The organism is Paraburkholderia sp. BR14320, from assembly GCF_040948665.1.
Taxonomy (GTDB): domain Bacteria; phylum Pseudomonadota; class Gammaproteobacteria; order Burkholderiales; family Burkholderiaceae; genus Paraburkholderia; species Paraburkholderia youngii.
This window is the reverse complement of record NZ_JBFPKG010000023.1, coordinates 69,739-94,801: the sequence shown is the minus strand read 5'-3', so window position 1 is coordinate 94,801 and position 25,063 is coordinate 69,739. Positions and strand designations below refer to the sequence as shown.

The 25,063-nt window shown below is 61.2% G+C and carries 20 protein-coding genes and 1 pseudogene; 11 read left to right on the top strand and 10 right to left on the bottom strand.

Features of this window, described 5'->3' with window-relative positions; translation table 11 throughout:
* Positions 1–47 precede the first annotated feature (47 nt).
* Positions 48–1,718 carry a hypothetical protein gene (locus tag AB3X89_RS21555; RefSeq protein ID WP_368585069.1) on the top strand — a complete coding sequence of 557 codons (1,671 nt, stop codon included), beginning with the start codon at positions 48–50 and terminating at the stop codon, positions 1,716–1,718.
* A gap of 39 nt (positions 1,719–1,757) precedes the next feature.
* On the opposite strand, the gene AB3X89_RS21550 is transcribed toward AB3X89_RS21555, so the two are convergent.
* The 5 genes and pseudogenes from AB3X89_RS21550 to AB3X89_RS21530 form a co-directional block, all read right to left on the bottom strand.
* Positions 1,758–2,405, bottom strand: coding sequence for a glutathione S-transferase family protein (locus tag AB3X89_RS21550; RefSeq protein WP_368585068.1), 648 nt, complete (start codon positions 2,403–2,405; stop codon positions 1,758–1,760).
* 78 nt (positions 2,406–2,483) lie between these two features.
* On the bottom strand, positions 2,484–3,230 hold the full coding sequence (locus AB3X89_RS21545) for an SDR family NAD(P)-dependent oxidoreductase (RefSeq protein ID WP_368585067.1): 747 nt from the start codon (positions 3,228–3,230) through the stop codon (positions 2,484–2,486).
* A 1,000-nt stretch (positions 3,231–4,230) separates the two neighbouring features.
* The gene (locus AB3X89_RS21540; RefSeq protein ID WP_368585066.1) at positions 4,231–4,383 is read right to left on the bottom strand and encodes a hypothetical protein; all 153 of its coding nucleotides are present in this window, start codon (positions 4,381–4,383) and stop codon (positions 4,231–4,233) included.
* A gap of 51 nt (positions 4,384–4,434) precedes the next feature.
* Positions 4,435–4,665, bottom strand: coding sequence for a hypothetical protein (locus tag AB3X89_RS21535; RefSeq protein ID WP_368585092.1), 231 nt, complete (start codon positions 4,663–4,665; stop codon positions 4,435–4,437).
* 430 nt (positions 4,666–5,095) lie between these two features.
* Positions 5,096–5,242 (bottom strand): annotated as a pseudogene (locus AB3X89_RS21530) (CBS domain-containing protein); the annotation flags it as partial.
* A gap of 350 nt (positions 5,243–5,592) precedes the next feature.
* Here AB3X89_RS21530 and AB3X89_RS21525 point away from each other — a divergent pair.
* Entirely contained in the window at positions 5,593–7,524 is a 1,932-nt protein-coding gene (locus AB3X89_RS21525; protein WP_368585065.1) for an alkaline phosphatase family protein, read from the top strand.
* Positions 7,525–7,677: 153 nt separating this feature from the next.
* On the opposite strand, the gene AB3X89_RS21520 is transcribed toward AB3X89_RS21525, so the two are convergent.
* Positions 7,678–9,030, bottom strand: coding sequence for an alpha/beta fold hydrolase (locus tag AB3X89_RS21520; protein ID WP_368585064.1), 1,353 nt, complete (start codon positions 9,028–9,030; stop codon positions 7,678–7,680).
* 274 nt (positions 9,031–9,304) lie between these two features.
* Positions 9,305–10,339, bottom strand: a complete 1,035-nt coding sequence (locus AB3X89_RS21515) for a GlxA family transcriptional regulator (RefSeq protein ID WP_368585063.1) — start codon at positions 10,337–10,339, stop codon at positions 9,305–9,307.
* Positions 10,340–10,445: 106 nt separating this feature from the next.
* On the opposite strand from AB3X89_RS21515, the gene AB3X89_RS21510 reads away from it, so the two are divergent.
* From AB3X89_RS21510 to AB3X89_RS21495, 4 genes are all read left to right on the top strand, one after another.
* Positions 10,446–11,000 carry a Tautomerase enzyme gene (locus AB3X89_RS21510; protein WP_368585062.1) on the top strand — a complete coding sequence of 185 codons (555 nt, stop codon included), beginning with the start codon at positions 10,446–10,448 and terminating at the stop codon, positions 10,998–11,000.
* Complete coding sequence (locus tag AB3X89_RS21505; protein WP_368585061.1) at positions 10,997–11,473, top strand: hypothetical protein; 477 nt, start codon at positions 10,997–10,999, stop codon at positions 11,471–11,473. The genes AB3X89_RS21510 and AB3X89_RS21505 overlap by 4 nt, the downstream gene beginning before the upstream one ends.
* Positions 11,470–11,970: a hypothetical protein gene (locus AB3X89_RS21500; protein ID WP_368585060.1), complete on the top strand. Its 501-nt coding sequence runs from the start codon at positions 11,470–11,472 to the stop codon at positions 11,968–11,970. Before AB3X89_RS21505 ends, AB3X89_RS21500 begins: the two co-directional genes overlap by 4 nt.
* Before the next feature lie 115 nt (positions 11,971–12,085).
* Positions 12,086–13,054 carry an alpha/beta fold hydrolase gene (locus tag AB3X89_RS21495; RefSeq protein ID WP_368585059.1) on the top strand — a complete coding sequence of 323 codons (969 nt, stop codon included), beginning with the start codon at positions 12,086–12,088 and terminating at the stop codon, positions 13,052–13,054.
* Positions 13,055–13,208: 154 nt separating this feature from the next.
* Here AB3X89_RS21495 and AB3X89_RS21490 read toward each other — a convergent pair whose 3' ends face one another.
* Complete coding sequence (locus tag AB3X89_RS21490; protein ID WP_368585058.1) at positions 13,209–13,490, bottom strand: hypothetical protein; 282 nt, start codon at positions 13,488–13,490, stop codon at positions 13,209–13,211.
* 858 nt (positions 13,491–14,348) lie between these two features.
* On the opposite strand from AB3X89_RS21490, the gene AB3X89_RS21485 reads away from it, so the two are divergent.
* On the top strand, positions 14,349–15,404 hold the full coding sequence (locus AB3X89_RS21485; RefSeq protein WP_368585057.1) for an AI-2E family transporter: 1,056 nt from the start codon (positions 14,349–14,351) through the stop codon (positions 15,402–15,404).
* A 198-nt stretch (positions 15,405–15,602) separates the two neighbouring features.
* On the opposite strand, the gene AB3X89_RS21480 is transcribed toward AB3X89_RS21485, so the two are convergent.
* On the bottom strand, positions 15,603–16,358 hold the full coding sequence (locus tag AB3X89_RS21480; RefSeq protein ID WP_368585056.1) for a TetR/AcrR family transcriptional regulator: 756 nt from the start codon (positions 16,356–16,358) through the stop codon (positions 15,603–15,605).
* A 520-nt stretch (positions 16,359–16,878) separates the two neighbouring features.
* Here AB3X89_RS21480 and AB3X89_RS21475 point away from each other — a divergent pair.
* The 3 genes from AB3X89_RS21475 to AB3X89_RS21465 are packed head-to-tail and all read left to right on the top strand — an operon-like array spanning position 16,879 to position 22,594.
* Positions 16,879–17,958 carry an efflux RND transporter periplasmic adaptor subunit gene (locus AB3X89_RS21475; protein ID WP_368585055.1) on the top strand — a complete coding sequence of 360 codons (1,080 nt, stop codon included), beginning with the start codon at positions 16,879–16,881 and terminating at the stop codon, positions 17,956–17,958.
* Positions 17,955–21,128 (top strand): efflux RND transporter permease subunit, encoded by a 3,174-nt coding sequence (locus tag AB3X89_RS21470; protein ID WP_368585054.1) that lies wholly within the window; start codon positions 17,955–17,957, stop codon positions 21,126–21,128. The genes AB3X89_RS21475 and AB3X89_RS21470 overlap by 4 nt, the downstream gene beginning before the upstream one ends.
* Before the next feature lie 2 nt (positions 21,129–21,130).
* Positions 21,131–22,594: an efflux transporter outer membrane subunit gene (locus tag AB3X89_RS21465; RefSeq protein WP_368585053.1), complete on the top strand. Its 1,464-nt coding sequence runs from the start codon at positions 21,131–21,133 to the stop codon at positions 22,592–22,594.
* Positions 22,595–22,917: 323 nt separating this feature from the next.
* On the opposite strand, the gene AB3X89_RS21460 is transcribed toward AB3X89_RS21465, so the two are convergent.
* A complete protein-coding gene (locus AB3X89_RS21460) occupies positions 22,918–23,673 on the bottom strand; it encodes a TetR/AcrR family transcriptional regulator (protein WP_368585051.1) in 756 nt (251 codons plus the stop codon).
* Positions 23,674–23,988: 315 nt separating this feature from the next.
* Here AB3X89_RS21460 and AB3X89_RS21455 point away from each other — a divergent pair, with 315 nt between their 5' ends.
* Positions 23,989–25,059 (top strand): VOC family protein, encoded by a 1,071-nt coding sequence (locus tag AB3X89_RS21455; RefSeq protein WP_368585050.1) that lies wholly within the window; start codon positions 23,989–23,991, stop codon positions 25,057–25,059.
* Positions 25,060–25,063 lie beyond the last annotated feature (4 nt).

Sequence of the window (25,063 nt, the reverse complement as noted above, 5' to 3'; positions counted from 1 at the left end):
TGGCCAGAAGTAGACCAAGCTTAATGTCAGACTAAACTGAGTCCAGTATGTCGCTCGGAAGCGTGAGGTCCGCGCAGGAAATGGCGAGTTGCGCAGCGCTTGCGCCGGACGCAGTTGTCACGGCTTTGATGCAGCTCGTCGACAAATCGCTTGTTTCGGTGGCCTCGGGTAGTGGCAACGTCCGGTATCGGCTGCTCGAATCAACTCGCGCATACGCGCGGGAGAAGCTACGTGCGAGTAATACGATGGACGAATGGTCGAAGCGGCACGCACGCTACTTCCTTGAGATTTTCCGGGCCGCCGAGCGGCAGACGGAGCTACGGGCCGACGTCGATTGGAAAGACGGCTACGTGCCGCATCTGGATGACCTTCGCGCCGCGATGCTGTGGTGCTTCAGTGCTGAAGGGGACATGACGCTTGCGGTCGAACTCACGGTCGCCAGCATTCCGTTTCTGATGCATCTTGCCCTGCTTCAGGAGTGCCTCGAGAAAGTGGACAGGGCGCTCGAGTGGCTGTCGGTAGAGGGCGCTCAGATAGACGAGCGGCAGATGAAGCTTCATGCGGCACGAGGGATGTGTTTGCTTTGCCATACCGTTGCGTCCAGCACAAGTGACGCCTTCGATTCGGCTGTGAAAATCGCGGCGCGGGTCGGTAATTCAGATTATCAACTGTTGGGCATGTGGGGGCGATGGATGTGCCACTACCTCAACGGTGAATATGTGCTGGCTGTGCCGCTCGCTCAACACTTTAATGAGCTCGCAGCGGCCTCCTCATGCACATGCGATCGCCTTGCCGCCTATCGTCTGACCGGCCTGTCGCATCTGTTCAGAGGTGATCTGCCGGGTGCGCTTGCGAACCTGCAACGCGCATCGTGCGATCGTACGTCGCTGGCGCGCGCAGAACGGATGCGCTTCCTTTACGATGAGAAAATGCTGTCGCACGCATCGCTCGCACTCACGCTGTGGTTCGTGGGCGAAGTGGATCAGGCACGACTGGCTGCACGACAGTCGCTCGAAGATGCGCGAGAGTTCGATCATCCTGTTTCGATCTGTTATGCGCTGAGCGAAGCCGTTTGCACGCTTGCCGTGTTATGCGGCGACGCGACCGCGCTTGAGGAGGCCGTCGCATCTCTCGAGGGAGAAACGCGGCGCCACAGTATTTCGACGTGGCGCGCCCGTACGCAGATGTGGCGAGGCCTGCTCGATCTGCATGCGGGCGACACTACCGCCTTCGCCCGGACGATCTCCCCGGCGATGACGAACATTGGATCGAAGCGCTTCTATGTGTCGCTGTCGCCCTACATCACAGCGCTGGCCGAGGCGCTGTGCCGGCGAGGCATGATTTCCGAGGCGGCCGAAGTCATCGACGCGTCGGTAGCCCGCGCGATTCGGACCGACGACAGGTGCGCTCTGCCTGAGTTATGGAGAGCGAAGGCGGAGGTACTGGTCGCAATCCGGGGCGACGAAGCGATACCGGCGGCCGAATCGATTTTGACCGATGCTCTTCAGATGGCCCAGAAACACGGATTCCTTGCGTGGCAGTCGCGTTGCTCGTTGAGCCTTGCCCGGCTCCGACACATGAAAGGTGACGCGAAAGCCGCGCTCAATGCCATCTTTCCCGCGACGCAGCAGTCTGCGGATGCGGGTGACATTCGCGCGGCGGGCCCGACGCTTACCGGCCGTGAGGCGAATCACAGAAGCCGGCCACGGAGATACTAAGCGCACGGCATCGGTCACGGCAGGCTACCTTGCGGGCCGTCATGCCTTCGACGACGGACGTGCGTTGACTTTGTCGTACCACGCTTGCAGTGCGTCGAAGCCCGCGGGAATGCTCAGCTTCATGCCGCCCGCCGCGAAGTCGATTGAGACCAGCGTAGTAATGTCAGCCACCGAGAATGCGTCGCCCGCGACGAATGGCACTGTCTTGAGACGGTCATTGAAATCGGCAAAGAAGTGCGCGACGCGCAGCTTGCTGCGCTCGACGATTTCGGGGATCTGCTCGTACGCATGCGGGCCCGACAGCGCCCGACCTTTCAACCCGGCAACGGCGTTTCTGACGCCCTCCATCACTGCTGAGAATCCGTCCAGCTCGGCACGTCGTTCCCACATCGTGACGAGCGCCTTCGTAGTTGGCGTCGTGCCCAGCAATGCGGGCCTGTCGGGGTAGGCCTCCTCGATGTAACGCCAGATTGCCGGGACTTCGCCAATCGCTGTGCCGTCTCGCAGCACGAGCGTGGGGACCTGGCGGCGAGGGTTGATCGCAACGTAGGCATCGGAGAATTGCTCTTTGGCGCCGAGGTCCAGCGCTTTAGTAGGAAATTCGATGCCCTTCTCGGCAAGAAAGATGCGAACCCGGCGAGAGTTCGGGGAGGCCTTCGATTCAAAAAAGGTGAGATCGGTGTTCATTGATGATTCCATCCAGAAGTGTCGCTTATATGGAGGGCTTCGCCGGTTCAGCAGGAAGCCCAAATCCGCGCTGAAAGCTCAACCCGCTGTCTTGCCGCCATCGACGGTGAGGATCTGCCCTGTGACAAACGCAGCACCGTCATTCGCCAGGTAGAGCACCGCCGCGGCGATGTCGTTAGGCCTACCGATTCGTGCGAGTGGAACCGTTGCCGCGAGCGAGGCCTTGTTTTCCGGCGTGCCGGTGAATCGGTCCAACATGCCTGTGTCAGTGGGGCCAGGAGCAACGGCGTTGACGCGAACTCGCGCCGAAGCGGCCTCGAGCGCAGCCGATTTCGTGATCCCTTCCACAGCATGCTTGCTGCCCGCATACACCGAAGCGAAGGCCGCACCCTCATGACCATAAGTCGAGGATATGTTGATGATGCTGCCAGCTTGCTGTGCGGTCATCACGCGCAGTTCGTGCTTGAGACTCAGCAACGTGCCGAGCACGTTGGTGTCGAAGGTATCAGCGTAGCTCTCGGCAGTCTGATCGACCACAGGTCCCGGTTTGCCTTCCGTGCCCGCATTGTTGACTGCAACGTCGAGCCGGCCGAAGCGAGCAACGGTTTCGTCGACGAGGTGACGGACGTCTTCGTCGCGGCGTACGTCAGCCTGCACGAAGAAAGCTTGTGCGCCTGCTTCGCGCAATTCGGCTTCAAGCGCCGAACCTTCCGTGGCGCGGCGGCCCGACACGACGAGGCGTGCGCCCACGCGGGCGAATGCAAAAGCGGTTGCGCGGCCGATGCCCGTGAGGGCGCCGGTGATCAGAACGACGGGTTGGTTCATTTTGCGGCTCCAGTTAGGTAAGTTGATGTCAAACGCAACGCAGAGAGAGCTTCGATTCCAGGGGAGCGCGCAATACCTATTGCTTAATATGCAGCTCCCGTCACTGGACGTGAGTTACGCGACGGCGACGGTGACGTCGTGCGGCGTGTGTGAAATGCTCTAACTCGTGCATGTAGAGTAACGTTTCAGCTCGCAACGGAAAAAGACTTTCCAGGCTTACCCGCATGCCTGCGAAGCATGGCTCCGGAGCCGGGGATAGTGGGAAAGCATGACTACCGATCTACGCTAGCGCGTTACGGTCCCGAAGCAGCGAACCGCATCGCTGGTGGAGCAGCAAATGTCCGCAGCGCATCCGTCACCGGAGCGGCACACCGTTTGCCCTTATTGATGAAATACGCACAGAGCCTTCAGTTCCAGTTTCAGCGGCGCAGAATGGACCGGATGTGGCAACGCATTTGGACCCGTTGCGCCTGATGGCTTCCTAAGACTCGTTACGCCTGGCGTTTAAGAGCTCGGTGCAACATCATCCATGGCGGCCATGGGTGAACACAGGCCACACCGCGCGCGCTCGATGGCGGCTGGGCGCTCCCAAGCGGTCATGTGACTTTGAGTACGCCCAACGGCGGCTCCGGGGTCGTGAGTACGCATTCGTTTAGCTTGGTAGCGGCCGTTCGTCGTCGCTTCTCGGCGAACGACTGGTGACCAACCGAAAGCAGGCATGTCAGCGTCGACGCACGAGCGTCGGCTTTGGCCGAACGGCTGTCTCCGCGAAAACGTGGATTAGAGGATACGACCACGCGACCGGCGACCGTGGAGTCGAATTGAGCCTCCGATTTCACAGTGCACGATTGCGGGGCCTTTGCAATGCAGCGTTCCGTGGACGTATCAATCCGTACACCAGAACCACAACGTTGTTGCGCGAAGCGACAGCGGCCACTCCGAAACCAAAATGAAAAAAAGACTGCAGAGATTTCTCTGCAGCCCTTTGACTTTCAGGCGTCTACGCTTCGCGCGGCCGGAAATTTTGCTGCGGTGTGGCTTCCGTCAACGCATCATCGCTACCTTCCTCCAGCGAAATATTCCGCGTTTCGCGTCCCTTGACCCACCAGATCGCGGCGGCAACCGGACCGGGCAGTGCGAGCGCCAGCAGCACGAGCAACGGTGCGGAAGGTCTGCCCGTCGTGCTGGGCCAGTCCTGCGCGATCTAAACGCCTTCTGGCATGACGTTCTCTGATTGCTCCAATAACCACGCGTCGAGCGTATGGGATGCATGAGTCATCCATGCACGCACTGGCCGAAGCTGCTTGACCAGCGCACAAGCGGTATTCCAGTCGTTGTGGGCCGGCTGGGCCTTTGGCGGGAACGAACAGTCGAGAGCCAGCGAAAACGCCCCCCATCCCTGCAGCCACTCCGGCGTGGAAGGCGGCAAGCCGATCGTGTCGGTCAGATAGGCGAAGCGTTCTCCGCCAGGCCCTTCGATCGCATAGCCGAGGCTCGCATTTAATCAGGCAGAGAAATTCGGCACGTTCTATGTCGGTGACCTGCGTTTCACGGCGCTGCCGCTGCATCAACTGAGAGCACGAGCCGCCCACAGAAGGCAGTAAGAGGATCATTGCTCAGTCTGCGATGCCCCGGCACGCGCGACGCCGTGTCGTCTTCCGTGGATGCACACGGATGTCGCGCATTAGACGTCCAGGGAGGGCGAAACTGAGCTCCGGCATGAAAGGGTTAGCCAGGATCGCGAGCGGGAATGTTCCAGGCTAGCGAGTAGCAATTCGAAGTCGCGAGTATTGCAGGAGAGGAAGGTCAAATGATTGCGGCGATGTCGATCATCGCCGGATTGCTCGCCGTCTTTCAGTGACGCGTCAGGGGGCGCGCGTCGAAGGCGAGGAAACGGCGGAAAGCGTCGAAGAGACTCCGCCCTCCGCGGATGCTGCAAGGTCCCCGAGCGCGATGAGGCCTACGACATGCTTTTGCTGGTCTGACACGGGTAGCCGGCGAATCTGGGCATCGTGAAACTGCTACGGGACGCGACTGGGTTGTCCCCGTCGCCCTCGACACATACCGTGGACAGCTGATTGAGATAGACGATAGCGGCGTCCGTGTCGAAAAGCCAAGGAACGGTTGCAATACGGAGCCGGCGTCTGAACCTTTGTCCAACGGGTTGACGCACCCGACGACAGCCCTCTGTAATGCCAGCGACTCTCCAGCTTCATGGAACGGCTCTAAGGTCTTACCGTTGTAGTCAACGGTAAGGAGACGGCAAATGGTGAGGTCCCAACTGTCACAACGATGCAACAAGGCATGCGTACGACTTTCGATCGCAGCTTTCGCGGGAGTGGCCGCTTTAGCGTTCGCTACGTTGCCCGCCGGCGTGTCTGCGGCAGGCAACGATCGAACGACGCGAACACTGACGCCGATCAAGCATGTGATCATTGTTGTCGGCGAAAACCGAACGTTTGACCACGTTTTCGGCACCTATCAACCCGCGCAAGGCCAATCAGTGTGGAACCTGCTGTCGCGCGGCATCGTCAATGCGGATGGCTCCCCTGGGCCAAACTTCGTGAAGGCGCAGCAATATCAGGCGCAACTGATTGGACCGGCCAAATTCGCGCTGGCCCCGTCGAATAAAACGCCGTACGGGTCGCTGCCGGCGCCCAACACAGGCGGGGCACCGACTGCCGCGAGCGATGCGAGCCCGCCACCATTCGCGACTCACGATGCGGCCGCGCAGGCCGAAGGGGCGGCACTCGAAGCGTCCGACATCGATCAACTATTGACCGGCGCGACAGGGCTGCCGGCGGATGCAGAGGATTCTCGGGTGGCCAACTACAATGCGTTGCTGAGCGGTCCGTATCTGTTGCAGCCTCCGCTCTATGATGCGTACATGGGCGGTCCGGTGCACCGCTTCTATCAGGCCTGGCAGCAGGCGGACTGTGCCGTCGAGCATGCGAGCCGCGAGAATCCAAGTGGCTGTCTGGGCGACCTGTTTGCGTGGGTCGAGACCACCATCGGCGCGGGCAGCAACGGTAAGCCGCAACCGACGCCTTTTAGCGATCAGAACACCGGTGAAGGCTCCAATGCGCTCGGCTTTTACAACGTGAACAATGGCGACATGCCGTACTTCACGCAACTGGCGCGGCAATACGCGATGAGCGACAACTATCACCAACCGGTGATGGGCGGTACGGGGGCCAACAGCATCATGATCGGCGCCGCTGATGCGTACTACTACACCGACGGCAACGGCAACGCGGCAACGCCACCTTCGGATCAGATTGAAAATCCCGATCCGTTGGCCGGCACCAACAACTGGTACACCCAGGATGGCTACTCGGGCGGCAGCTATAGCAACTGTTCGGACCCGGGCCAGCCGGGTGTCGGGCCGATCCTTCGTTACCTCGAATCGTTGCCCTATGACCCCAAGGCGAACTGCGCGCCAAAGCACTATTACCTGCTGAACAACTACAACCCTGGTTATAACGGCGACGGCACGGTACTCGACAGGTCAAAGTCGCCTTTCACGATCCCGCCGTCACCGGTGCGCACCATCGGGGACACGTTGCTCGATCGCAACATCCCCTGGAAGTATTACGGGGAAGGCTGGCAGAGCTTCATCAAGGATCCGACCAAAAGCGTTTACTGCAATATCTGCAATCCGTTCCTGTACGAGACGTCGATCATGACGAACCAGCAGGTGCGGGACACGCATCTTGCAGATTTGCCGGACCTGTATGCGGACATCGGCGCGGGCAATCTGCCAGCTGTATCGTTTGTAAAGCCGGGCGGCTTGCTTGATGGACATCCGACATCGTCGAAGTTTGGACTTTACGAGGCGTTCGTGAGGAAACTGGTCGATGCGGTGAAGAGTGACCCGAAGCTATGGGCCACGACGGCGATCCTGATCACCACGGACGAGGGCGGCGGCTACTACGATTCAGGCTATGTTCAACCCATTGACTATTTTGGCGATGGTTCGCGCATCCCGATGATCGCAGTATCGAAGTACTCGACCGGAGGACGCATTTCCCACAGCTACTCCGATCACGCATCAGTGGTCAAATTCATTGAGCGCAACTGGGGGTTGCCGCCGATCACCGGTCGTAGTCGTGACAACCTGCCAAATCCGATCCAACGCAGCAATAACCCATACGTGCCGGTGAACGCGCCTGCGATCGGTGACCTGTTCGATCTGTTCGACTTCAAGCGGGAATCCGGCGATCACGCTCATGAGCATGGCAGGCCGGACAGCGATGACGATCGCAGCGGCGGTAACGGATGGTGGCCTTTCTGACGGTGTTCTGCTTGCGGTGCGCTGGGTACCACAATCTGGAGTCGCCGCGCACTGCCGGCGCGGCGGTTTCATCCGCAGGGCCAGCGTGCTATTGGCAGCGATGCTGCTGGCGACCGCTGTGCCTCCGGCGCATGCGTCAGAGCGTTTCGCACTTTACGCGCGCAAAGGCCTTAACCCGGCGCGCACTTCATGCGCGAAGATCATCGGTTCTTCCCACGCCGCGAAGTGCCCGCCCGTTTCGGGCTTGTTGAAGTAAATCAGGTTGTGATACGCCTTTTCTGTCCAGCTCTTCGGCGCCTGGTAATTTTCTCCGGGAAACGCGCTCACAGCGGCAGGCACACTGACGTCGGCCGCGAGAAAGAAGTTCGCGTGCGATTCCCAATAGAAGCGCGCCGCCGAAACCCCGGTATTGGTGAGCCAATAGAGTGTGATGTCGTCGAGTACGTCGTCACGGGTTAGCGCGCCTGCGGAATGACCGTTGACGGGATGACCGAGCACGGCAGCGCTCAACGCCGCAGCGGGCTGGCCGTATCCATCGCCATGATCGAGCAGCCACGATGCCAGCGCGACCGGCGAGTCTGCGAGTCCGTACAAGGTCTGCGGGCGTGTGCCCATCTCGAACGCGTAGCCGCGTTTTTTCTTGAAGTTGGCGCTTAACTGCTCATACGCGTGCTGCTCTTCGTCCGATAAGCCGGCAGGCATGGCGTCGCCCGCGGCAAGCGACTTCAGAACCTCTGCGGGAACCGAAGCAGGGAAGTTCACGTGAATGCCCATCAATTCGGGCGGCGCCTGTTTGGCCATAATGTTCGTCACAATGCCGCCGAGATCGCCTCCCTGCGATGCAAAACGCTGATATCCGAGCCGCTTCATCAACGTGACCCACGCACGGGCGGTGCGCTCCGGACCCCAGCCCGTTGTGGTAGGTCTCGCTGAAAAACCATAACCGGGCAATGATGGAATCACGAGATGAAACGCATCCGAAGCCGGCGCGCCATACGCAGTCGGATTGACGAGCGGATCGATGATCTTGAACTGTTCGATCACCGAGCCGGGCCAGCCGTGCGTCACGATCAACGGCATCGCGTTGTCGTGCTTCGAGCGCACATGGATGAAATGGATATCGAGTCCGTCGATCTCGGTGACAAACTGCGGATACGAATTCAGGCGCGCTTCGCATTTGCGCCAGTCATACCCGGTCGCCCAGTATTGCGCGAGCCCCTGAATGGTGGCGAGCTGAATACCCTGCGATTCGTCGGATACCGTCTCACGATCCGGCCAGCGCGTGGCCTTGATGCGACGCCGCATGTCGGCGAGCTGCGAGTCGGGGACATGAACATGGAACGGGCGTATCGCGGTCTTTTCGCCGTTCGCGGGTTCCACGATTTTGCCGACTTCCGGGTTCGTATCTGCGAAGGCGAGGCGGCTCAGCGAGCCCGCGGCGAGCGCCGCGGCGGCCATGCCCACGAACTGTCGACGCGATGAGGATTGGGGGGTGTCTTGTGACATGGAATCGATCTCCTGCCTTGAATTGAGTGTCGCGCTGCGCGTGAAGTGTTCGACGTGCAGCTTCACGAAGTGATGCGTGCTCGTAGGCTTGCGACCCGGCGTCCGGTTCGCGATCGCGTATTTGACCGGATGAAGGTATCCCGTTTGTGTCTGAAAGTTAGATGCGTGTAAGGGCGCGTATCCAGTCTGTTTGCAGATACATTCGGATACCAAACGGGATGGGGGCGAGAGGGGGAGTGACCACTTGGGTGGCGTGACGTGACGTGATGACGGGTCAGCCGCCTTTGCTGTCCGGATCGGCTTCCCTATTCTTCGCGCCACGCGAAGACCGCATTCGATATTCGCCTGGAGACAATCCGGTCTTGCGCTTGAACAGTTGTCGAAATGTGCTGATATCGCCATAGCCGACACGTTGGCTTACCGCCTCGAGTCCAATTGGGCGCGTTTCCAGCAGGCGTTTCGCGACCTCGATACGCAGGTTTTGCAAATACGTCAACGGAGCCAGCCCGACGGCTTCCTTGAAACGGCGATTGAGCGTGCGTTCGCTGACAGCAAGCGATGCCGCCAGATCGCTCAACCGGAATCCCTGCTGCAGTGTAGCTTCCATCTGCTGCTGGGCGCGCGCGACGAGCGTGTCGGTATGTCCATGTTCGTCGAGAAGCGTTGCGAAGGAAGCCTGCGACGTCCGGTTCATGTCGATCAATAGCGCCTTCGCGGTCATCGTAGCGAGTTCTTCGCCGGCGAATGTTTCAACGAGCCGCACAGCGAGATTCAGATACGAGGTCACGGAGCCTCCCGAGATGATGCCGTCTTGCGCGATCAGCAGTTCGTTTGCGCGAACTTCGACGCGCGGATAGCGGCGCGCGAAGTCCGACGCTCTCGCCCAGTGCGTCGTTGCGGCGCGGCCATCCAGCAGGCCGGCCTCGGCGAGCAGGTAATTCGCCGTGCAATAAGCCGCCAGAACAGCGCCTGCCTTGCGTTGGCGCCGCAGCGCGGCAGACAGTTCGTTCAACTGCTCGCGGCGCCCGATGAACTCGTCGATGTTCGAGAAAAACGGTGCCGTCAGCAAGACGGCGTCTGCCCGTTTGCGCGGGTCGATCTTTCCGTCGACCTGAATGGTTTGACCCGATGCAGCCGTAACGGGACGCCCGTCGAGCGATTCCACGCGCCACACGAACATGGGTGTGGATGTCGTGCGCGGTGCAGTTTTGCGCGCATGGAACTGATTGGCCGCGCTCAAGACGTCGACGGGGCCCGCGACGCCGGACGCGAGGATTCCGTCATAAACCCAGACGCGCACGATAGCCATAAGTGTGTCCGAAATTCCACGAATAATGGCGATGCTGCCACTTTTGGCCGAACCGGTAAACCCCGATCATGGCGACATCCCATGAACCGAAAGCAGGAGCAGCACCATGCCGATGATCGACGCACTGTGGCCCGAGGACGCCTTGACGCCCGAGGCCGAAGCCCGCCTCGTCAAGGAACTGACCGATATCCTCATCAGGGCCGAAGGGTACGATCCCGCCAGTGAGATCGCACAGCGTGTCACTGTATTCCATCTTCATCGGCCTGCTGCGATCTACGTCGGAGGTGAACGCACGAACACGATCCGCTACCGGATCATCCCGTCCGCACCCGAGGGGCAATACACCGACGAATCGCGGCGCTTCCTCGTCAGGCAGGTCACGGAAGCGGTGGCGCGCGCGGAGAACCGGCCGTTCGACGACGTCGCGCCGCGCGTCTGGGTCTTCCCAACCGAGATACCCGATGGCGCCTGGGGCACGCGCGGTGCGATCTGGATGCTGCCCGATATTCATGCGCTGCTGGCGGGCGAGTCGGAGCGCGGCGCAGGCGTTGCACGGCTTGCGCGACGCCGCCTCGAAAAAGCGCGCATCACGCTCGAAGCCGCGCTCGATGCCGCCAGCGCAGGCATCGCGAGCAAATCATCACTGGAGCGCCCAGCATGAAATTCAACGACACAGCCCCCGTTATGGCACCCGCAGGCGGTCCGCCGCTCTGGCTGACGAACCTCGCTGAAAACGCGACGCTTGAGGCCACCGTCCTGAAGCGTCCGATCGAAGGACGGGCCGATATTCTCTCCGTGATCAAACACGCGGTCTCGCCCTACGAATTCCAGCAACACAGCTACAAGGGCGCGATTGGCGATGGTTTGTATATGGAGTCCTATCGCTCGCAGATCCAGGGCGTGCCGATCGAGACGGTGGTCGTCGCCCACATGAACGAGCAAGGCGAGACGGAGTCCGTGGTCATTAGTCATCGCCCGCTCAATGCGGTGCTGCTGTTTTCGAAACTGATGTGGGAGCGGGTCGACGAGCGCTTCCGGGATCGCTATCTGAGCGGACCTGAAGCGGCGGCACTGAATACGGTATCGAGCCCGGCCTCACACGAGGACGGTTGCACTGGAGCCACTTCTCGATGACAGATGCTCATGATGACGTACGCGAACGCTATCGCACGACCGGTCTGATCGAGCGGCTGAAAACCGCATTCATAGACGGTGTTCGATGCCGTGCGATGAAACGGCTTCTTCTTAATTCGACGACAGCCACTGTGCTGATCGCTTCCGCTGGAGTTTCCATGGCGCACACCACTCCGATGCCATCCACGCCGACCACGAAGATACTGGCGATTGGCACCTTTCCGCCGGGCACGGACATGCAGCTTGTCCAACACATTCTTCCGTCCGAAGCTCGCGAGACGGCGCAACTCTACCTGGAGGGCAGGATTGATCAGTGGTATTCACTGCAAGACCGGGCTGGGGTGGCGTTCATTTTGAACGTTACCGACGTGAGTCAAGCGGATGAAATGCTCGAGGCACTTCCATTGGGGAAAGCGCACTTGATGACATTCTCGCTGTTCCCAATAGGCCCATTAAAGCCATTGGGCAAGCTTTTGAATCCGCCTTCGCCCCAGTAGAAAGCTCTGGAGCGTACAGGGCTGCTGCGCCGCCGCCTTGGGGCGCCCCGAGGAATTCCGAAGCAACGAAGCGCCTTTGGCTGGCGCAATTTCGCACTAAACGAGAGTGACGATCATGTTCAAACTAGTAACGAAGGCGACGGTCTTCCCCGCAGTAGCTGTCGGCGTTTCCGCATGCCAGGTTGTGCCGGCATCACCCTCGTCGGCGCCGAAAGTTGAAGTCGGCGAGTTGCAGATCAATCCCGACATCAGGCTGCGTCATATGGTCTATCGGCCTGCGCATCCAAAAGGTACGGTGCTGTTCCTGCACGGCTTCCCGGAGACGATGTATGCGTGGAAACCGATTGCCGAATCCCTGTCCAGCGACTACGAGGTGCATGCGTTCGACTGGCCTGGCTACGGGCAGTCTTCGCGTCCCGGCGCTGATCGCTTCGGCTACGCGCCGAAGGATTATGCGCGTGTGCTGGCTGACTATATCCGTACGTCCGGCATCGACAGTTCGAATCTGGTGATTTATGCAACCGATATCGGGGCCCTGCCTGCGCTGCTGGCGGCATTGGAGCAACCGGAGATCGCCAGGGAGATCATTGTGGGCGACTTTGCCCCGTTCAACCGCCCCCAGTACATGTACGAAAGCCTGCAGGGCCTGAAGTCAAAGCCTTCGTCCGACGCCGTGCGTGCCGCGATGAACAGGAACCGTGACGAAATCCTGGCAAACACATTCTTCCGCGGCATGTCGGCGGAGGAGCGCTACGTGTTGCCGCAGGAGTTCAGGGACGATATGGCGAAAGGGTGGGACGGTGATGTCACGTCGGCAGACGCCTTCTTCCATTACTACTCCTGCTTCACCCGCGACCAGGACTACTTCGAAGCCAATATGGCCAAGCTGAAGGTCCGCGTTAAGGTTGTGTGGGGCGAGCAGGATATCTACATCAAGAAGGAAATGGGCGTTGAGTACGCCGACCGTAGCGGTCTGAAGCTTTCGGTCCTCCCTGAACTCGGCCACTTTCCGCATCTGCAAGCGCCTGAACAGACGGTGAACGAAGTTCGGGCTGCGTTCAGCGCGGGCAGCAATCCTGTGTGACCAGGGCGAGTTTTCCGACACCGTCATACCTCGTTTGCCGTGATTCAAACTCAGCCACGTGCAAGGCTCGTTCGATCATGGCTGCGACTTGTTCGAGAGAGAACAGAGGCGTCCGCTTATGGTTCGCCATCCAGTTCTCCCATTTCCACGCCGCTCAGTGCAGGCGCACGTCGGGATCGAGCCCGGTCAGCAACGCCACCACGGCGTGCGCCGACGGACCAAACTTCGTGAGCCCCGGTATCAGGTTGTCGCGCAGGAGGCCGACGAGCTTCGGCCGGTCGCGCGCGAGTTCCATCAGGAGCCTGATGTGGCTCGCGACCTTTGCATGTACGGCGTGGCGAAGCCGCCCGTGGTCCTCGAGGCGCCCCGGCTGGTTCGCCAGAAAGTCGGCTGCGCAGTGCGCGAAGCCCCTGGTGTCCTCGATGCCGAGGTTCATCCCCCGCGCGGACGGGCGAATGGATATGGGCGGCATCGCCCGCGATTGCGACCCGGCCGACCCCCTCCTTTACCGCGAACTGGTGACTGACGTGGAAATTTCGACGTCCATGTCGTCGGGCCGACGCGTGTGGTGCCGGGCGGCAGGTGGTCCCTCATCGGCGAAACATTTTCTGAGGACATTGAAGGTGACTCGCATGTTCGCGCATTGCAGGTTCGACGCGACGATCGCTCCGCAAGTATGGTCAGCGTGTCGCCACGGCCCCACCGGGCCGGTTCATTCGTCGACCATGATGCGAGGGATCAGCAGCGCCGCGGTCGGCGATATTCCTTGAGCTTCGTCGTTCCGGCGTCGCCAGCCAAAAACAACTGCTGCCAGGATGACAGTTGCGGATTGGGAGCGCAGACTTAATAGGGTCACCTGCCAGCAAGCGATTCGAAGTTGACTTCGTTAGCATAAGTGATCATAATATCAACTATGCGGGTTGGTTTGCGTTGGAAGTGCCCAGCCGGCACTCCATGTGCCCGATACAACGGCAAACGGTAAATTACCGATGGCGCAATCGAAGCGACGATCGCGTTCGCAACAGCGGGGATCGCCGCTGTTGCTGCACAACTACGGGTGTCCAACGCCCGCACCATCGGTTAAGTGGTCGTTCGAAGCGAATCACGCGACGTCCCGAGCGTGAATCAATTAGGTTCGATCAGGCATCCTGTCGTCTTGCCGTCTCACTGTTCCCGACAATTGAGCGCATCGTTCACACCGCCGTGTACCGTGCACCATGATGCGCGGACATCATCCCCGAGGCCGCTGCTTGCGATCGGAACAACCATGTGATGAACAGCCGAAGGTGCACCCATGACCAACTACCATCGCCAATCGCTCATTTGGGGAGCCGTCGCCTTATCGGCCGGCATTCTTCTCTGGAGCCTGCGCGCCGTGCTGACGCCGTTTCTTCTCGGAGCAATGATCGCGTACATCCTGCAGCCAGGCGTCGAATGGCTTGCACGTCATCGCACGCCAAGAGGACTTGCTGCGCTTCTGATGATTTCTCTATTCGCGTTGGTGATCACGTCGGTCGCTTTGCTTGCATTCCTGGTCATCCAGGAGGAAGTGCCTGAATTCGCAAGACAGGTTCCATCGCTTGCGGCGAAGCTCGAGGTCATTCTCAAACCGCGGCTCGCATGGTTGGGAATCACCTACTCGCTCGATCTGGCGAGTGTCCGTAATTGGGTTGCGGCACATCTGATCGCAAGCGAGCAGGGCGCTGCTCTCACCCTTTGGCGGTACCTTGGTACAAGCGGCAATGTAATGATCACTGTCGTGGGGAATGCAGTGCTGGTGCCACTCGTGCTCTTTTATTTGCTCTACGACAGGCATGAGGCTTTCGCCCGCCTGGAAAGCTTCGTGCCGCGGCGCTGGCTAGGAAGGACGCGCGTCTTCGTCGCAGAGATCGATCACATGATGTCGCAATATCTGCGGGGGCAACTGCTTGTCGTCGCGATACTCGCAGCGTTTTACCCCGTTGCACTGGCGCTCGCCGGACTGGCCATCGCGCTGCCGATCGGTCTTTTGACGGCGTTTGCCGTTTTTATCCCCTACGTCGGATTCGCGACGGCGCTGACGATGGCGCTGCTGGCTGCATTGCTGCAATTTCACGACTGGTATGGCCTCGGTGCGGTGATTATCGTGTATGGAGTCGGGCAGATTCTCGAAAGCGCTATTCTTACGCCGCGGCTCGTCGGCGAGCGTATCGGTTTGCATCCGCTGGCGGTCATTTTCTCGTTATTGGCTTTTGGGAAGCTTTTCGGTTTCTTCGGTGTTCTGCTTGCGCTACCTGCGAGCGCCGTCTTTGCTTCGGCTTTGCGGGAACTGCGTCGCCGTTATCTGACAAGTGCGTTTTACCAGGCGTGACCACGTAGCGGCCACGCGCCCTTGGACGGCGCGCTCCGGCAAGACAACCGGAGTGAGGGTGTGCGAGCATCCTCCCTATGGATGCGCGTCCCGACAGAATCGAGATATCTAATACGCACTGCAGGCAGACGGAACGCCTAGCGGTCGACGCCCGTACTCAATCGGTCCGCTCGCGGCCGGGCGCAGCACTATTCCACTTCAGCCGGCTACATCCTCTGGCGCCGCGGGCAGCGGACGCCGGGCGATCTTTTCTGCCTCCAGCCGTTTGAGGCCAAACCCCTGCAGGACGATGGCCGCTGTACGTTCGGCAAACCTGTCAACTTTGGACCGTAACACCTTCCGCGGGCGAACCGTCCGCATCGATGATGCTGACATATCAAGCTCAGCAGCGACTCCTGCGATCACAGTGCCAATTGCGGAAACGACGCAAATCAACTCATCCGCGATCATGAAGCGCTTTCGTGAAATTCCTATTGCCGCATCTCGCAGCAACCGCTGACCGAGACCCGTGCTTAACGCACGCGTAGATAGCCCCTCGCGTATCAAGAATTGTCCCCAGACCGGCTCGCGGCAGGCACGCAGGAGCGTATGGCGCACTGACACGGCGATCACTTCCGCCGGGTCGGCCAATCCGGTGGTGACTCCGTCAAGCCTGTTCGCGAAGTCTTCGAAGAGCCAGTCCACGAGCGCTGCGAGGATGCCTTCCTTTGATTCGAAGTAGTTGTAGAAAGACCCGAAACCCACGTCGGCGGCATCCGTGATCTCGCCGATCGTGACGCTGTCCATTCCTTTTTCCGTCACTAGTCGGAAGGTGGCGTTCAGCAACCGGACTCGAGTCTCGTGCTTGCGTCGGGCTAAACGGGGCGATTGCCCAAGCACCGGCTCACGGCTTGCGATCTGCGCATCGACCGCCGCCGACCGACCGCTTGCACGCTTGTTACGGACATCTGGCACGTTGCCTCCCGATTCTCTGTTGCATCAGATTTTAGATTTATATGTCATGATTGACAATAATATCAAACATGGGTTTAATGTCACCTCATGCGGTTAGCGTCGCAGCAGCGGGACGCAGCGCAATCGTCTTTGATGCGCTTCAGGCACTGGGATCGCGATTCGTAGGGTCCCGTGCATATAGGGCGCGGGGGCATGAGCCGACGCGACTATCCGGTGCTGCTGTCCCGCTGCCAGGTGCAGCCTGGCGGTCGCGATGACGCGCCACAACGCTTCGGAACAACGTTCAGTAGCGTTGTAAGCGGATCAGTAACGCATCGGATGGCATTCCGACTTTTGCGCTGGTGACAAGGCGTGCTTCTCACGCACACCACGGCTCCCGTCGGCGCGAGTCACTTTTCTTCCTGGATTCATCACCTGCCTTGTAAACATCGTGAAACATTCCGGTCCTGTCGCGCTGAAACGGGCGCGCTCCTCGTTTCCTTCCCTGTTCCGGCCAACGCACCGGATACCCGTTGTCATCATGGTGTGCAGCGCATTTTTCCTTAGCGCATGCCATCAGCGCGAAGCGCTCGTGCCGCAGCCAAAGCCCGTCGTGGCGCGCGTGGTTCATCCCGATGGACGAACGGCGGACGCATCGTTGCCGGCGCAGGTGCAGGCGCGCTATTCCACACCGCTGTCGTTTCGGGTCGGCGGCAAAGTGATCGAACGGCGCGTGCGTATCGGCGACACCGTGAAGGCGGGACAAATCGTTGCGCTCCTCGATCCGACCGATCTGCAAAACAATCTCGTCAACGCGCGCGCGCAACTCGACGCTGCCGAGCATCGTCTCGTGTTCGCGAAGCAGCAGCTCGATCGTGACGAGGCGCAGGCCCGTGCGAACCTGATCGCAACCGCGCAGCTGGAGCAGACCCAGGACGCCTACGCTTCCGCGCTCGCACAGCGCAATTCCGCTCTCGCACAGATGGCGCTTGCGACGGATCATCTCCGCTATGCAACGCTCACTGCCGAGCACGACGGGGTCGTCACGTCGGAAGATGCCGATACTGGCCAGAACGTGCAGGCCACCCAAGCCGTGTACCACCTCGCCTGGACGGGCGACGTCGACATCGTCTGCGACGCGTCGGAAAACACGGTGAACGCGCTGAGAGTCGGCAGTAAGGCGAGCGTCTCGTTGTCGGCGCTGCCCGGCAAGTCATTCGATGCGTCCGTGCGCGAGGTGTCCGCCGCAGCAGATCCGGAAAGCCGCACATGGCGGGTCAAGCTGACATTGACCGCACCCACTGCCGAAGTGCGTCTCGGCATGACGGCCAACGTTGCGTTCCAGGACGCACGCGAGAGCGGCACTGGTAGGGCCTTTACGCTGCCGGTGACAGCGCTTTTTCACCAGGGTGAAAAGCCTGCCGTGTGGGTAGTCCGTAACGGTAGCGACGCGCTCGAACTGCGCCCGGTCACGATCGCGCAATACGGCGAACGCACGGTATCGATCGCTGCCGGTCTGCACGATGGCGACCGCGTCGTACTGCAAGGCGTGCATGCGGTGAGTTCGGGCCAACACGTGCAGATGGTGCCTCCGCTACATCCGGAGGACTTTCCGTCATGAACGCGCGTGACCAGCAAAATGCGCGCGACAGCGCGCCCGTAAGTGCCTCGAACGAGACAGGCGCAAGCGGAACCGGTTTCAATCTTTCAGCCTGGGCGTTGCGGCACCAGCAGCTCGTGATCTTTCTGATCGGCCTCGCCACGCTGTTTGGCGTGATCGGCTATACGCATCTCGCGCAGTCGGAAGATCCGCCATTCACGTTCCGCACCATGGTCATCAAGACTTACTGGCCGGGCGCGACCGCGCGCGAAGTGCAGGAGCAGATCACTGACCGCATCGGCCGTCAATTGCAGGCTGCGCCCTATGTCGACAACATCAAGAGCTACTCGCGGCCCGGCGAGTCGATGATCTTCTTCGCAATGAAAGATTCTGCGCCCGTCAAGGATGTGCCCGAGACGTGGTATCAGGTCCGTAAAAAAATCGGCGACATCGCGGCGACGCTTCCGAAAGGAACAATTGGCCCGTTCTTCAACGACGAGTTCGGCGACGTCTACACGAACATCTACGCGCTCGAAGGCGATGGCTTTTCTCCCGCGCAACTGCACGACTACGCGGACAAACTTCGCACGGTGCTGCTGCGCGTACCCGGCGTCGCGAAGGTCGACTACTTTGGCGACCCCGATCAGCACATCTTTGTCGAGATCTCGAACGCGCAACTGACGCGGCTGTCGATTTCGCCGCAGCAATTGGCTCAGGCCATCGACGCGCAGAATGCCGTTGCCCCCGTCGGTACCATCACGACGGCGGATGACCGCGTGTTCGTGCGCCCGAGCGGCGCGTTCAAGGACGAACAGGCGCTCGCGGACATGCTGCTAACGGTCAACAAGCGCACATTCCGCCTCGGCGACATCGCGGCCATCAAGCGTGGCTACGATGATCCGCCTGTCACGCAGATGCGTGCCGGCGGCCAGGCGGTGCTCGGCATCGGCGTGACGATGCAAAAGGGCGGTGACGTCATCGACCTCGGCAAGGCGCTCGACGCAAAGACCGCCGAACTGCAGGCGACGCTTCCCGCGGGTCTCAGGCTCGCGCCGGTCTCGAGCATGCCCCATGCGGTCAAGCACTCGGTCAACGAGTTCGTGCGCTCGGTCGGTGAAGCGGTGGCGATCGTACTTGTCGTCAGCCTCGTTTCGCTGGGGCTGAGAACCGGCATGGTCGTCGTGATCACGATTCCGATCGTGCTGGCGATGACCGCGCTATGCATGCATCTGTTCGGCATTGGCCTGGACAAGGTGTCGCTCGGCACGCTCGTGCTGGCGCTCGGTCTGCTCGTCGACGACGCGATCATCGCCGTCGAAATGATGGCGGTGAAGCTCGAACAGGGCTGGAGCCGCATGCGTGCTGCTGCCTTCGCCTATACGAGCACGGCCTTTCCGATGTTGACGGGAACGCTAGTGACGGTCGCTGGCTTTCTGCCGATCGCTCTCGCCAAATCGAGCACGGGCGAGTACACGCGCTCGATCTTCGAGGTGTCGGCGATCGCACTGATCGTCTCGTGGTTCGCGGCGGTCGTGCTGGTGCCGCTGCTCGGCTTTCATATGCTGCCCGAACGCAAAGGTCACGAGGGAGCGGCTCACGCGCACGAGCACGATGTCTACAACACGGGTTTCTACCGGCGCCTGTCGGGCTGGGTCACGTGGTGTATCGACCGGCGCTGGGTGGTGCTAGGCGTCACCGCCGTGCTGTTCGCGATCGCAATGGCGGTGTTCACCCGCGTGCCGCAGCAGTTCTTTCCGAACTCGGAGCGCCCCGAACTGCTGGTCGACCTGAGGCTGCCGGAAGGCGCTTCGTTCGAGGCGACGCTGCGTGAAGCGAAGCGGCTCGAAAAGGTTCTGGATGGCAAGTCAGAGATCGAACATTACGTCGACTTCGTGGGGACGGGGGCGCCGCGCTTCTATCTGCCGCTCGATCAACAGCTGCAACAGCCCAACTTCGCGCAGTTCGTCATCACCGCGAAGGACGTCGAGACGCGCGAGGAGTTGATGCACTGGCTCGACGCGAAACTCGAGAAAGACTTCTCTGGCGTACGTACGCGTGTCGCGCGACTCGAAAACGGTCCGCCCGTGGGCTTCCCGATCAAGTTCCGCGTCAGCGGCGACGACATTGCGACGGTGCGCTCGATCGCGGATACGGTGGCGGAGCAGGTCCGTGCCGACCCGCGCACGCGTAACGTCCAGTTCGACTGGGACGAGCCAGCAGAGCGTTCAATGTCATTCGAGATCGATCAGAATCGGGCGCGCCAGCTTGGCGTCACCTCGCAGGACGTCTCCAGCTTCCTCGCGATGACGCTTTCCGGCTACACGGTCACGCAGTACCGCGAACGCGACAAGCTGATCAACGTCGACCTGCGCGCGCCGAAGAACGAGCGGGTCGATCCCGCAAAGCTCACGAGCCTGGCGATCCCCACGCCCAACGGCCCAGTGCCGCTCGGCTCGCTGGGACACGTCCGCGACACGCTGGAATACGGGGTCATCTGGGAGCGCGACCGTCAGCCGACCATTACCGTGCAGGCCGACGTGCGCGGCGACGCGCAGGGCATCGACGTGACGCGCGACATCGAGCATGCACTCACCGTTGCGCGCGCCAGATTACCCGTCGGTTACCGGATCGAGGTAGGCGGCGCGGTGGAAGAGAGCGTCAAGGGCCAGACATCGATCAACGCGGAAATGCCGTTGATGATCATCGCGGTGCTGACGTTGCTGATGATCCAGCTGAAAAACTTCGCAAGAACCTTCATCGTCGTGCTGACCGCGCCGCTTGGCTTGATCGGCGTGGTGGCCGCGCTGCTGCTGTTCGGCAAGCCGTTCGGCTTCGTCGCGTTGCTGGGCGTGATCGCGATGTTCGGCATCATCATGCGCAACTCCGTGATTCTGGTGGACCAGATCGACCAGGACATCGCAGCGGGGCAGCCGCGCTTCGACGCGATCATCGGCGCGACCGTGCGGCGGTTCCGGCCGATCATGCTGACGGCCGCCGCTGCCGTGCTCGCGCTGATTCCACTGCTTCGCTCGGGCTTCTTTGGCCCGATGGCAACCGCGCTGATGGGCGGCATCACCATCGCCACAGTTCTGACGGTGTTCTTCCTGCCGGCGCTCTACGCGACCTGCTTCAGGGTCCGGCGTGACGAGCGCGACGCGCAACCAGTCGTCGTCGAGCATACGGAGGTTTGATCATGAGCTTTACCTGCAAGACATCCGTGGCGGCCGCGGCAGCGGCACTCGCCCTGTCCGCGTGCTCGTTCGGGCCGAGCGGCGAGCCGCCAGCCATGCCGTCGCCCGCGCACTATGGCGCTGAGGCGCAGCCATCGAAAACGGTGGCTGCGGGTGGCGTTGCGCAGACATTCGATGTCGGCGCGGCTCCCATGCCGCAATGGTGGCGGCTTTACCGCTCAGATGCGCTCGACGCCTTCGTGGACGAAGGCTTGCGCAACAGTCCGACACTCGCCGCGACACAGCGCACGCTCGCGTCAGCGCGCGAGCAACTGCGCGCACAGATCGGCGCATCGACGCTGCCGTCGATCGACGGCGCCGCGCAGGTCGAGCGCGCGCGTACGCCTATCGTTCCGGGGCTTGGACCCGAGCAGGTGCAATACAACTTTTTTGCTGGGCAGATCTTCACCCATTACACGTTCGACCTGTTCGGCCAGACGCGCTACATGAATTCGGCGAGCGCGGCGCGTGTGAACGTGCAGGCGTTCGAACTGGAGGCGTCGCGTCGGGCGCTCGCCGCGAACATCGTCGGTACTGCGATCAATGTGGCGGCGCTCGATCGGGAGATCGCGCTTACCGAACGGCTCGTTGCGGTGTCGAACGATGCTGCAAATGAGGATCAGCAGCGCTACGCGCTCGGCTCTGTCTCACGCGCACAGGCGCTTGAGTCGAAACAGGGCGCTGCTGACATCGCGGCGACGTTGCCGTCGCTACGTCAGCAACGCGCGTCCTCTATCCACGCGCTGGCCGTGCTGATGGGGCGCACGCCGGATAACGCGCCGAGCGTGCCGGAACTCGATAGCCTGTCGCTGCCGGAGCACGTGCCCGTGGCCGTGCCGTCGGATCTGCTGCGCTCGCGCCCGGACATCGAGGCAGCCGACGCCGCCGTGAAGGCCGCCGCCGCGGATGTCGGCGCCGCGACCGCGCAAATGTTCCCGAGCCTGTCACTGACGGGCTCGATGGGACGAGGCGGCTTCAGCTGGCCGGCGGTGACCTCGGGCGCGGGCGCACTGTGGGCGATCGGCGCCGGCCTGTCGCAGCCAATCTTCCATGGCGGCGCGCTGTTCGCTCAGCGTCGCGCGTCGGTCGACGCCTACGACGCTGCCGTGCTGCACTATAAGGCGACGGTGCTGTCCGCTTTCCAGGATGTGGCGAATTCGCTGGCCGCGCTGGATAACGACGCGCAGATGCTCGCTTCGTCGGACGAAGCCGCGGACGCCGCTCGCGCGGCATTCGAGGATACGGCGTCGCGACACCGCATGGGCTCGCTGCCTTCGACGGCACGACAGGCGAGCGAGTCGCGTTACCTGAACGCGCAGATTGCCGCCGTGCGCGCAGCCGGTCAGCGCATGAGCGATACGGCGGCGCTGTTTCAGTCGATGGGCGAGTTGCCCGCCACCCCGCAGAGCGCAGCCGCGGCGCGATGACCGGGTGTTCGTGACAGTGGCGAGGACAGTCGGGCCGGACCGGCGCCGAGCAATCGGTTCAAATATGAGGAAGCCTTGCGCGGAGCGGGGAGGACAGCACCGTCCTGTCCGCAATTGCACACTGCGCGAAAAGGGCGGTTACGTGCTTTGAGGAATGAGTCGGTGCGAACGGCGGGGAAGCCATCCCTTTGCGTTATCTGCTGGATGCCTCGCTGATTTTTCCGTCGACGCAGAATGCGATCCGGCTCATATGTTCAGCGCTTCGCGAAATAGCGAGGTATCGCTGCGAGACGCTCGACAACCACGGCCGGGACACTATCAACTCAGCCCTGATCGACGGCTTCCTCGACGGTGGGCAATGGACGGGTAGCGATCTTTTCCGCCTCCGCGCGCTTCAGTCCGAGCGTTTGCAGCAACATTGCTGCCGTGCGCTCGGGAAAATGCTCGCCGCTAAAACCCAATTCTGTCAGCACGCCCGCCGCGCTGGCGCCCGGCACGACGAAGTTCAACTCGGCGGCGATGGCACACAGCACCGTGCCGCCCACTGCGAGAAATCCGATAAAGGGGTCAGCCACGACGAACCGCTTCGCCGCAATCCCGTTGCCGATGTCGCGCAGCAGTCGCTGACCGAGTCCGCGGCTCATTGCGCGCGCAGAAAACCCTTCACGTATCAGAAAACGTCCCCACACGGGATCATGCCGCGCCCGAAGGACCGTATGGCGCACAGAGACGGCGACTACTTCTGCGGGGTCGGAAACGCCGCCTGTAAGGCGATCGAGCATGTTCGCGAATTCTTCAAACACGTTGTCGACAAGCGTCGCATAGATCGCTTCCTTCGATTCAAAGTGGTTGTAAAACGAGCCGAAGCCGACGTCAGCGGCCTCCGTGATTTCGTTGATCGCCACGCCCTCCATGCCTTTTTCGGCCATCAGCCTGAGAGCAGCGTCGAGCAGACGGGTTCGCGTCTCACGCTTGCGACGTGCACCGCGCGGCTCCCGTTCTTCGGCAACGGGTACGGGGGCGACGGACGTGGCAACGGTGGAACGCTTGCCTGCCCGGCGATTTGTCGTGTTGGTCATCGTGATCCCTGATCTGGACATACCGCGCAGTATAGATTCGAATCTCTATATTGACAAAATCATCAGCGATGAGTTTAATGTCATCAAAGGCCTCGACGAGCCGATTCGACCAGAACCGATGGAGTGATCATGGAGACAGCAGCCAGAAGCGGTGCCGCCCCCCGGCGTTGGCATTGCGCCGCCCGCGCGCCGATGCGGGCATCCGTACCCGCTTTCGATAGCGCGTCGGCGAAGCATCTATTGCCGTTCGATCCTGCCGCCAATGCGGCAGGTTTCAAAGTCGAATCGGCCGTTGCGACCGAGTGAGGTTCCGACATGAAACTGACTACTGCACAGCCCGCTCGTCATCCCCATCCGACGGCAAAAGCGACCGCATTGGCCTATCTGGTATTCGAGCGACCGGACCTCGAACAAGCGGAGCATTTTCTCAACGACTTTGGGCTTCAAACAGTATCGCGGGACGAGGCGCTGCTTCTTCTGCGTGGCACGGACGCTTCGCATTTCTGTCATGTGGTGCGTAGGGCGCCGAAAGCGCGGTTTGTGGGGTTCGGCCTGCAAGTCGACAGCCGCGAGGAGCTTGATGCGCTGGCGAAGCTGCCGGGCGCGTCCGATGTAGAAAACTCCGCGCTACCGGCCGGCGGCTACGTGGTGCGGCTGTCAGACCCTTCCGGTTTCGCTATCGATGCGATATGGGGCCAGGCACCCGCGTCAGCGTTGCCGCACCGCCTGCCGTTGCCATTCAATTCCGTCGATGCCACCGTTCGCGTCAACGATACGCAGCGACCGCCCGAGCGCGCTCCAGAGGTCATCCGGCTAGGGCATGTCGTACTCGAACTCGCCGACTTTCAGGAAACCTGTGCCTGGTACACGCGGCACTTCGGGTTCATCCCGAGCGACGTACAGGTGCTTCCCGACGGCTCGCCGGCGGTCGCATTCATGCGTCTCGATCTTGGCAGCAAGCCGGCCGATCATCACACGCTAGCGCTTGCTCAGGGATTCGCCGCGACCTACAGCCATAGCGCTTACGAGCTCATCGACGCGGACGCGGTCGGTATGGGCCAGCGCGTTTTGCGCGACAGTGGCTGGTCGCACGCGTGGGGGATCGGCCGACATATCCTGGGCAGCCAGATTTTCGACTACTGGCAAGACCCGTGGGGCGACAAGCACGAACACTACTGCGACGGCGACCTGTTCACGTCCGATGAGCCAACGGGAATCCATGCCGTGAGTCGCGAGGCAATGGCTCAGTGGGGGCCGACCATGCCGCGCAGCTTCACGAAGCCCAAATTCACGCCGACGAGCGTTGTGGTGCTTTTCAGAAACCTGCGTTACAGCCCTGACCTGACTTTGAGCAAGCTGCGAACGCTGGCGAAGATTTTCGCCTGAACCC

What these genes read in the sequence shown, in the direction of transcription:
- AB3X89_RS21555 (WP_368585069.1), top strand. Translation starts at nt 48, where the DNA reads ATGTCGCTCGGAAGCGTGAGGTCCGCGCAGGAAATGGCGAGTTGCGCA.
- AB3X89_RS21550 (WP_368585068.1), bottom strand. Translation starts at nt 2,405, where the DNA reads ATGAACACCGATCTCACCTTTTTTGAATCGAAGGCCTCCCCGAACTCT.
- AB3X89_RS21545 (WP_368585067.1), bottom strand. Translation starts at nt 3,230, where the DNA reads ATGAACCAACCCGTCGTTCTGATCACCGGCGCCCTCACGGGCATCGGC.
- AB3X89_RS21520 (WP_368585064.1), bottom strand. Translation starts at nt 9,030, where the DNA reads ATGTCACAAGACACCCCCCAATCCTCATCGCGTCGACAGTTCGTGGGC.
- AB3X89_RS21515 (WP_368585063.1), bottom strand. Translation starts at nt 10,339, where the DNA reads ATGGCTATCGTGCGCGTCTGGGTTTATGACGGAATCCTCGCGTCCGGC.
- AB3X89_RS21510 (WP_368585062.1), top strand. Translation starts at nt 10,446, where the DNA reads ATGCCGATGATCGACGCACTGTGGCCCGAGGACGCCTTGACGCCCGAG.
- AB3X89_RS21505 (WP_368585061.1), top strand. Translation starts at nt 10,997, where the DNA reads ATGAAATTCAACGACACAGCCCCCGTTATGGCACCCGCAGGCGGTCCG.
- AB3X89_RS21500 (WP_368585060.1), top strand. Translation starts at nt 11,470, where the DNA reads ATGACAGATGCTCATGATGACGTACGCGAACGCTATCGCACGACCGGT.
- AB3X89_RS21495 (WP_368585059.1), top strand. Translation starts at nt 12,086, where the DNA reads ATGTTCAAACTAGTAACGAAGGCGACGGTCTTCCCCGCAGTAGCTGTC.
- AB3X89_RS21490 (WP_368585058.1), bottom strand. Translation starts at nt 13,490, where the DNA reads ATGAACCTCGGCATCGAGGACACCAGGGGCTTCGCGCACTGCGCAGCC.
- AB3X89_RS21485 (WP_368585057.1), top strand. Translation starts at nt 14,349, where the DNA reads ATGACCAACTACCATCGCCAATCGCTCATTTGGGGAGCCGTCGCCTTA.
- AB3X89_RS21475 (WP_368585055.1), top strand. Translation starts at nt 16,879, where the DNA reads ATGGTGTGCAGCGCATTTTTCCTTAGCGCATGCCATCAGCGCGAAGCG.
- AB3X89_RS21470 (WP_368585054.1), top strand. Translation starts at nt 17,955, where the DNA reads ATGAACGCGCGTGACCAGCAAAATGCGCGCGACAGCGCGCCCGTAAGT.
- AB3X89_RS21465 (WP_368585053.1), top strand. Translation starts at nt 21,131, where the DNA reads ATGAGCTTTACCTGCAAGACATCCGTGGCGGCCGCGGCAGCGGCACTC.
- AB3X89_RS21460 (WP_368585051.1), bottom strand. Translation starts at nt 23,673, where the DNA reads ATGACCAACACGACAAATCGCCGGGCAGGCAAGCGTTCCACCGTTGCC.
- AB3X89_RS21455 (WP_368585050.1), top strand. Translation starts at nt 23,989, where the DNA reads ATGAAACTGACTACTGCACAGCCCGCTCGTCATCCCCATCCGACGGCA.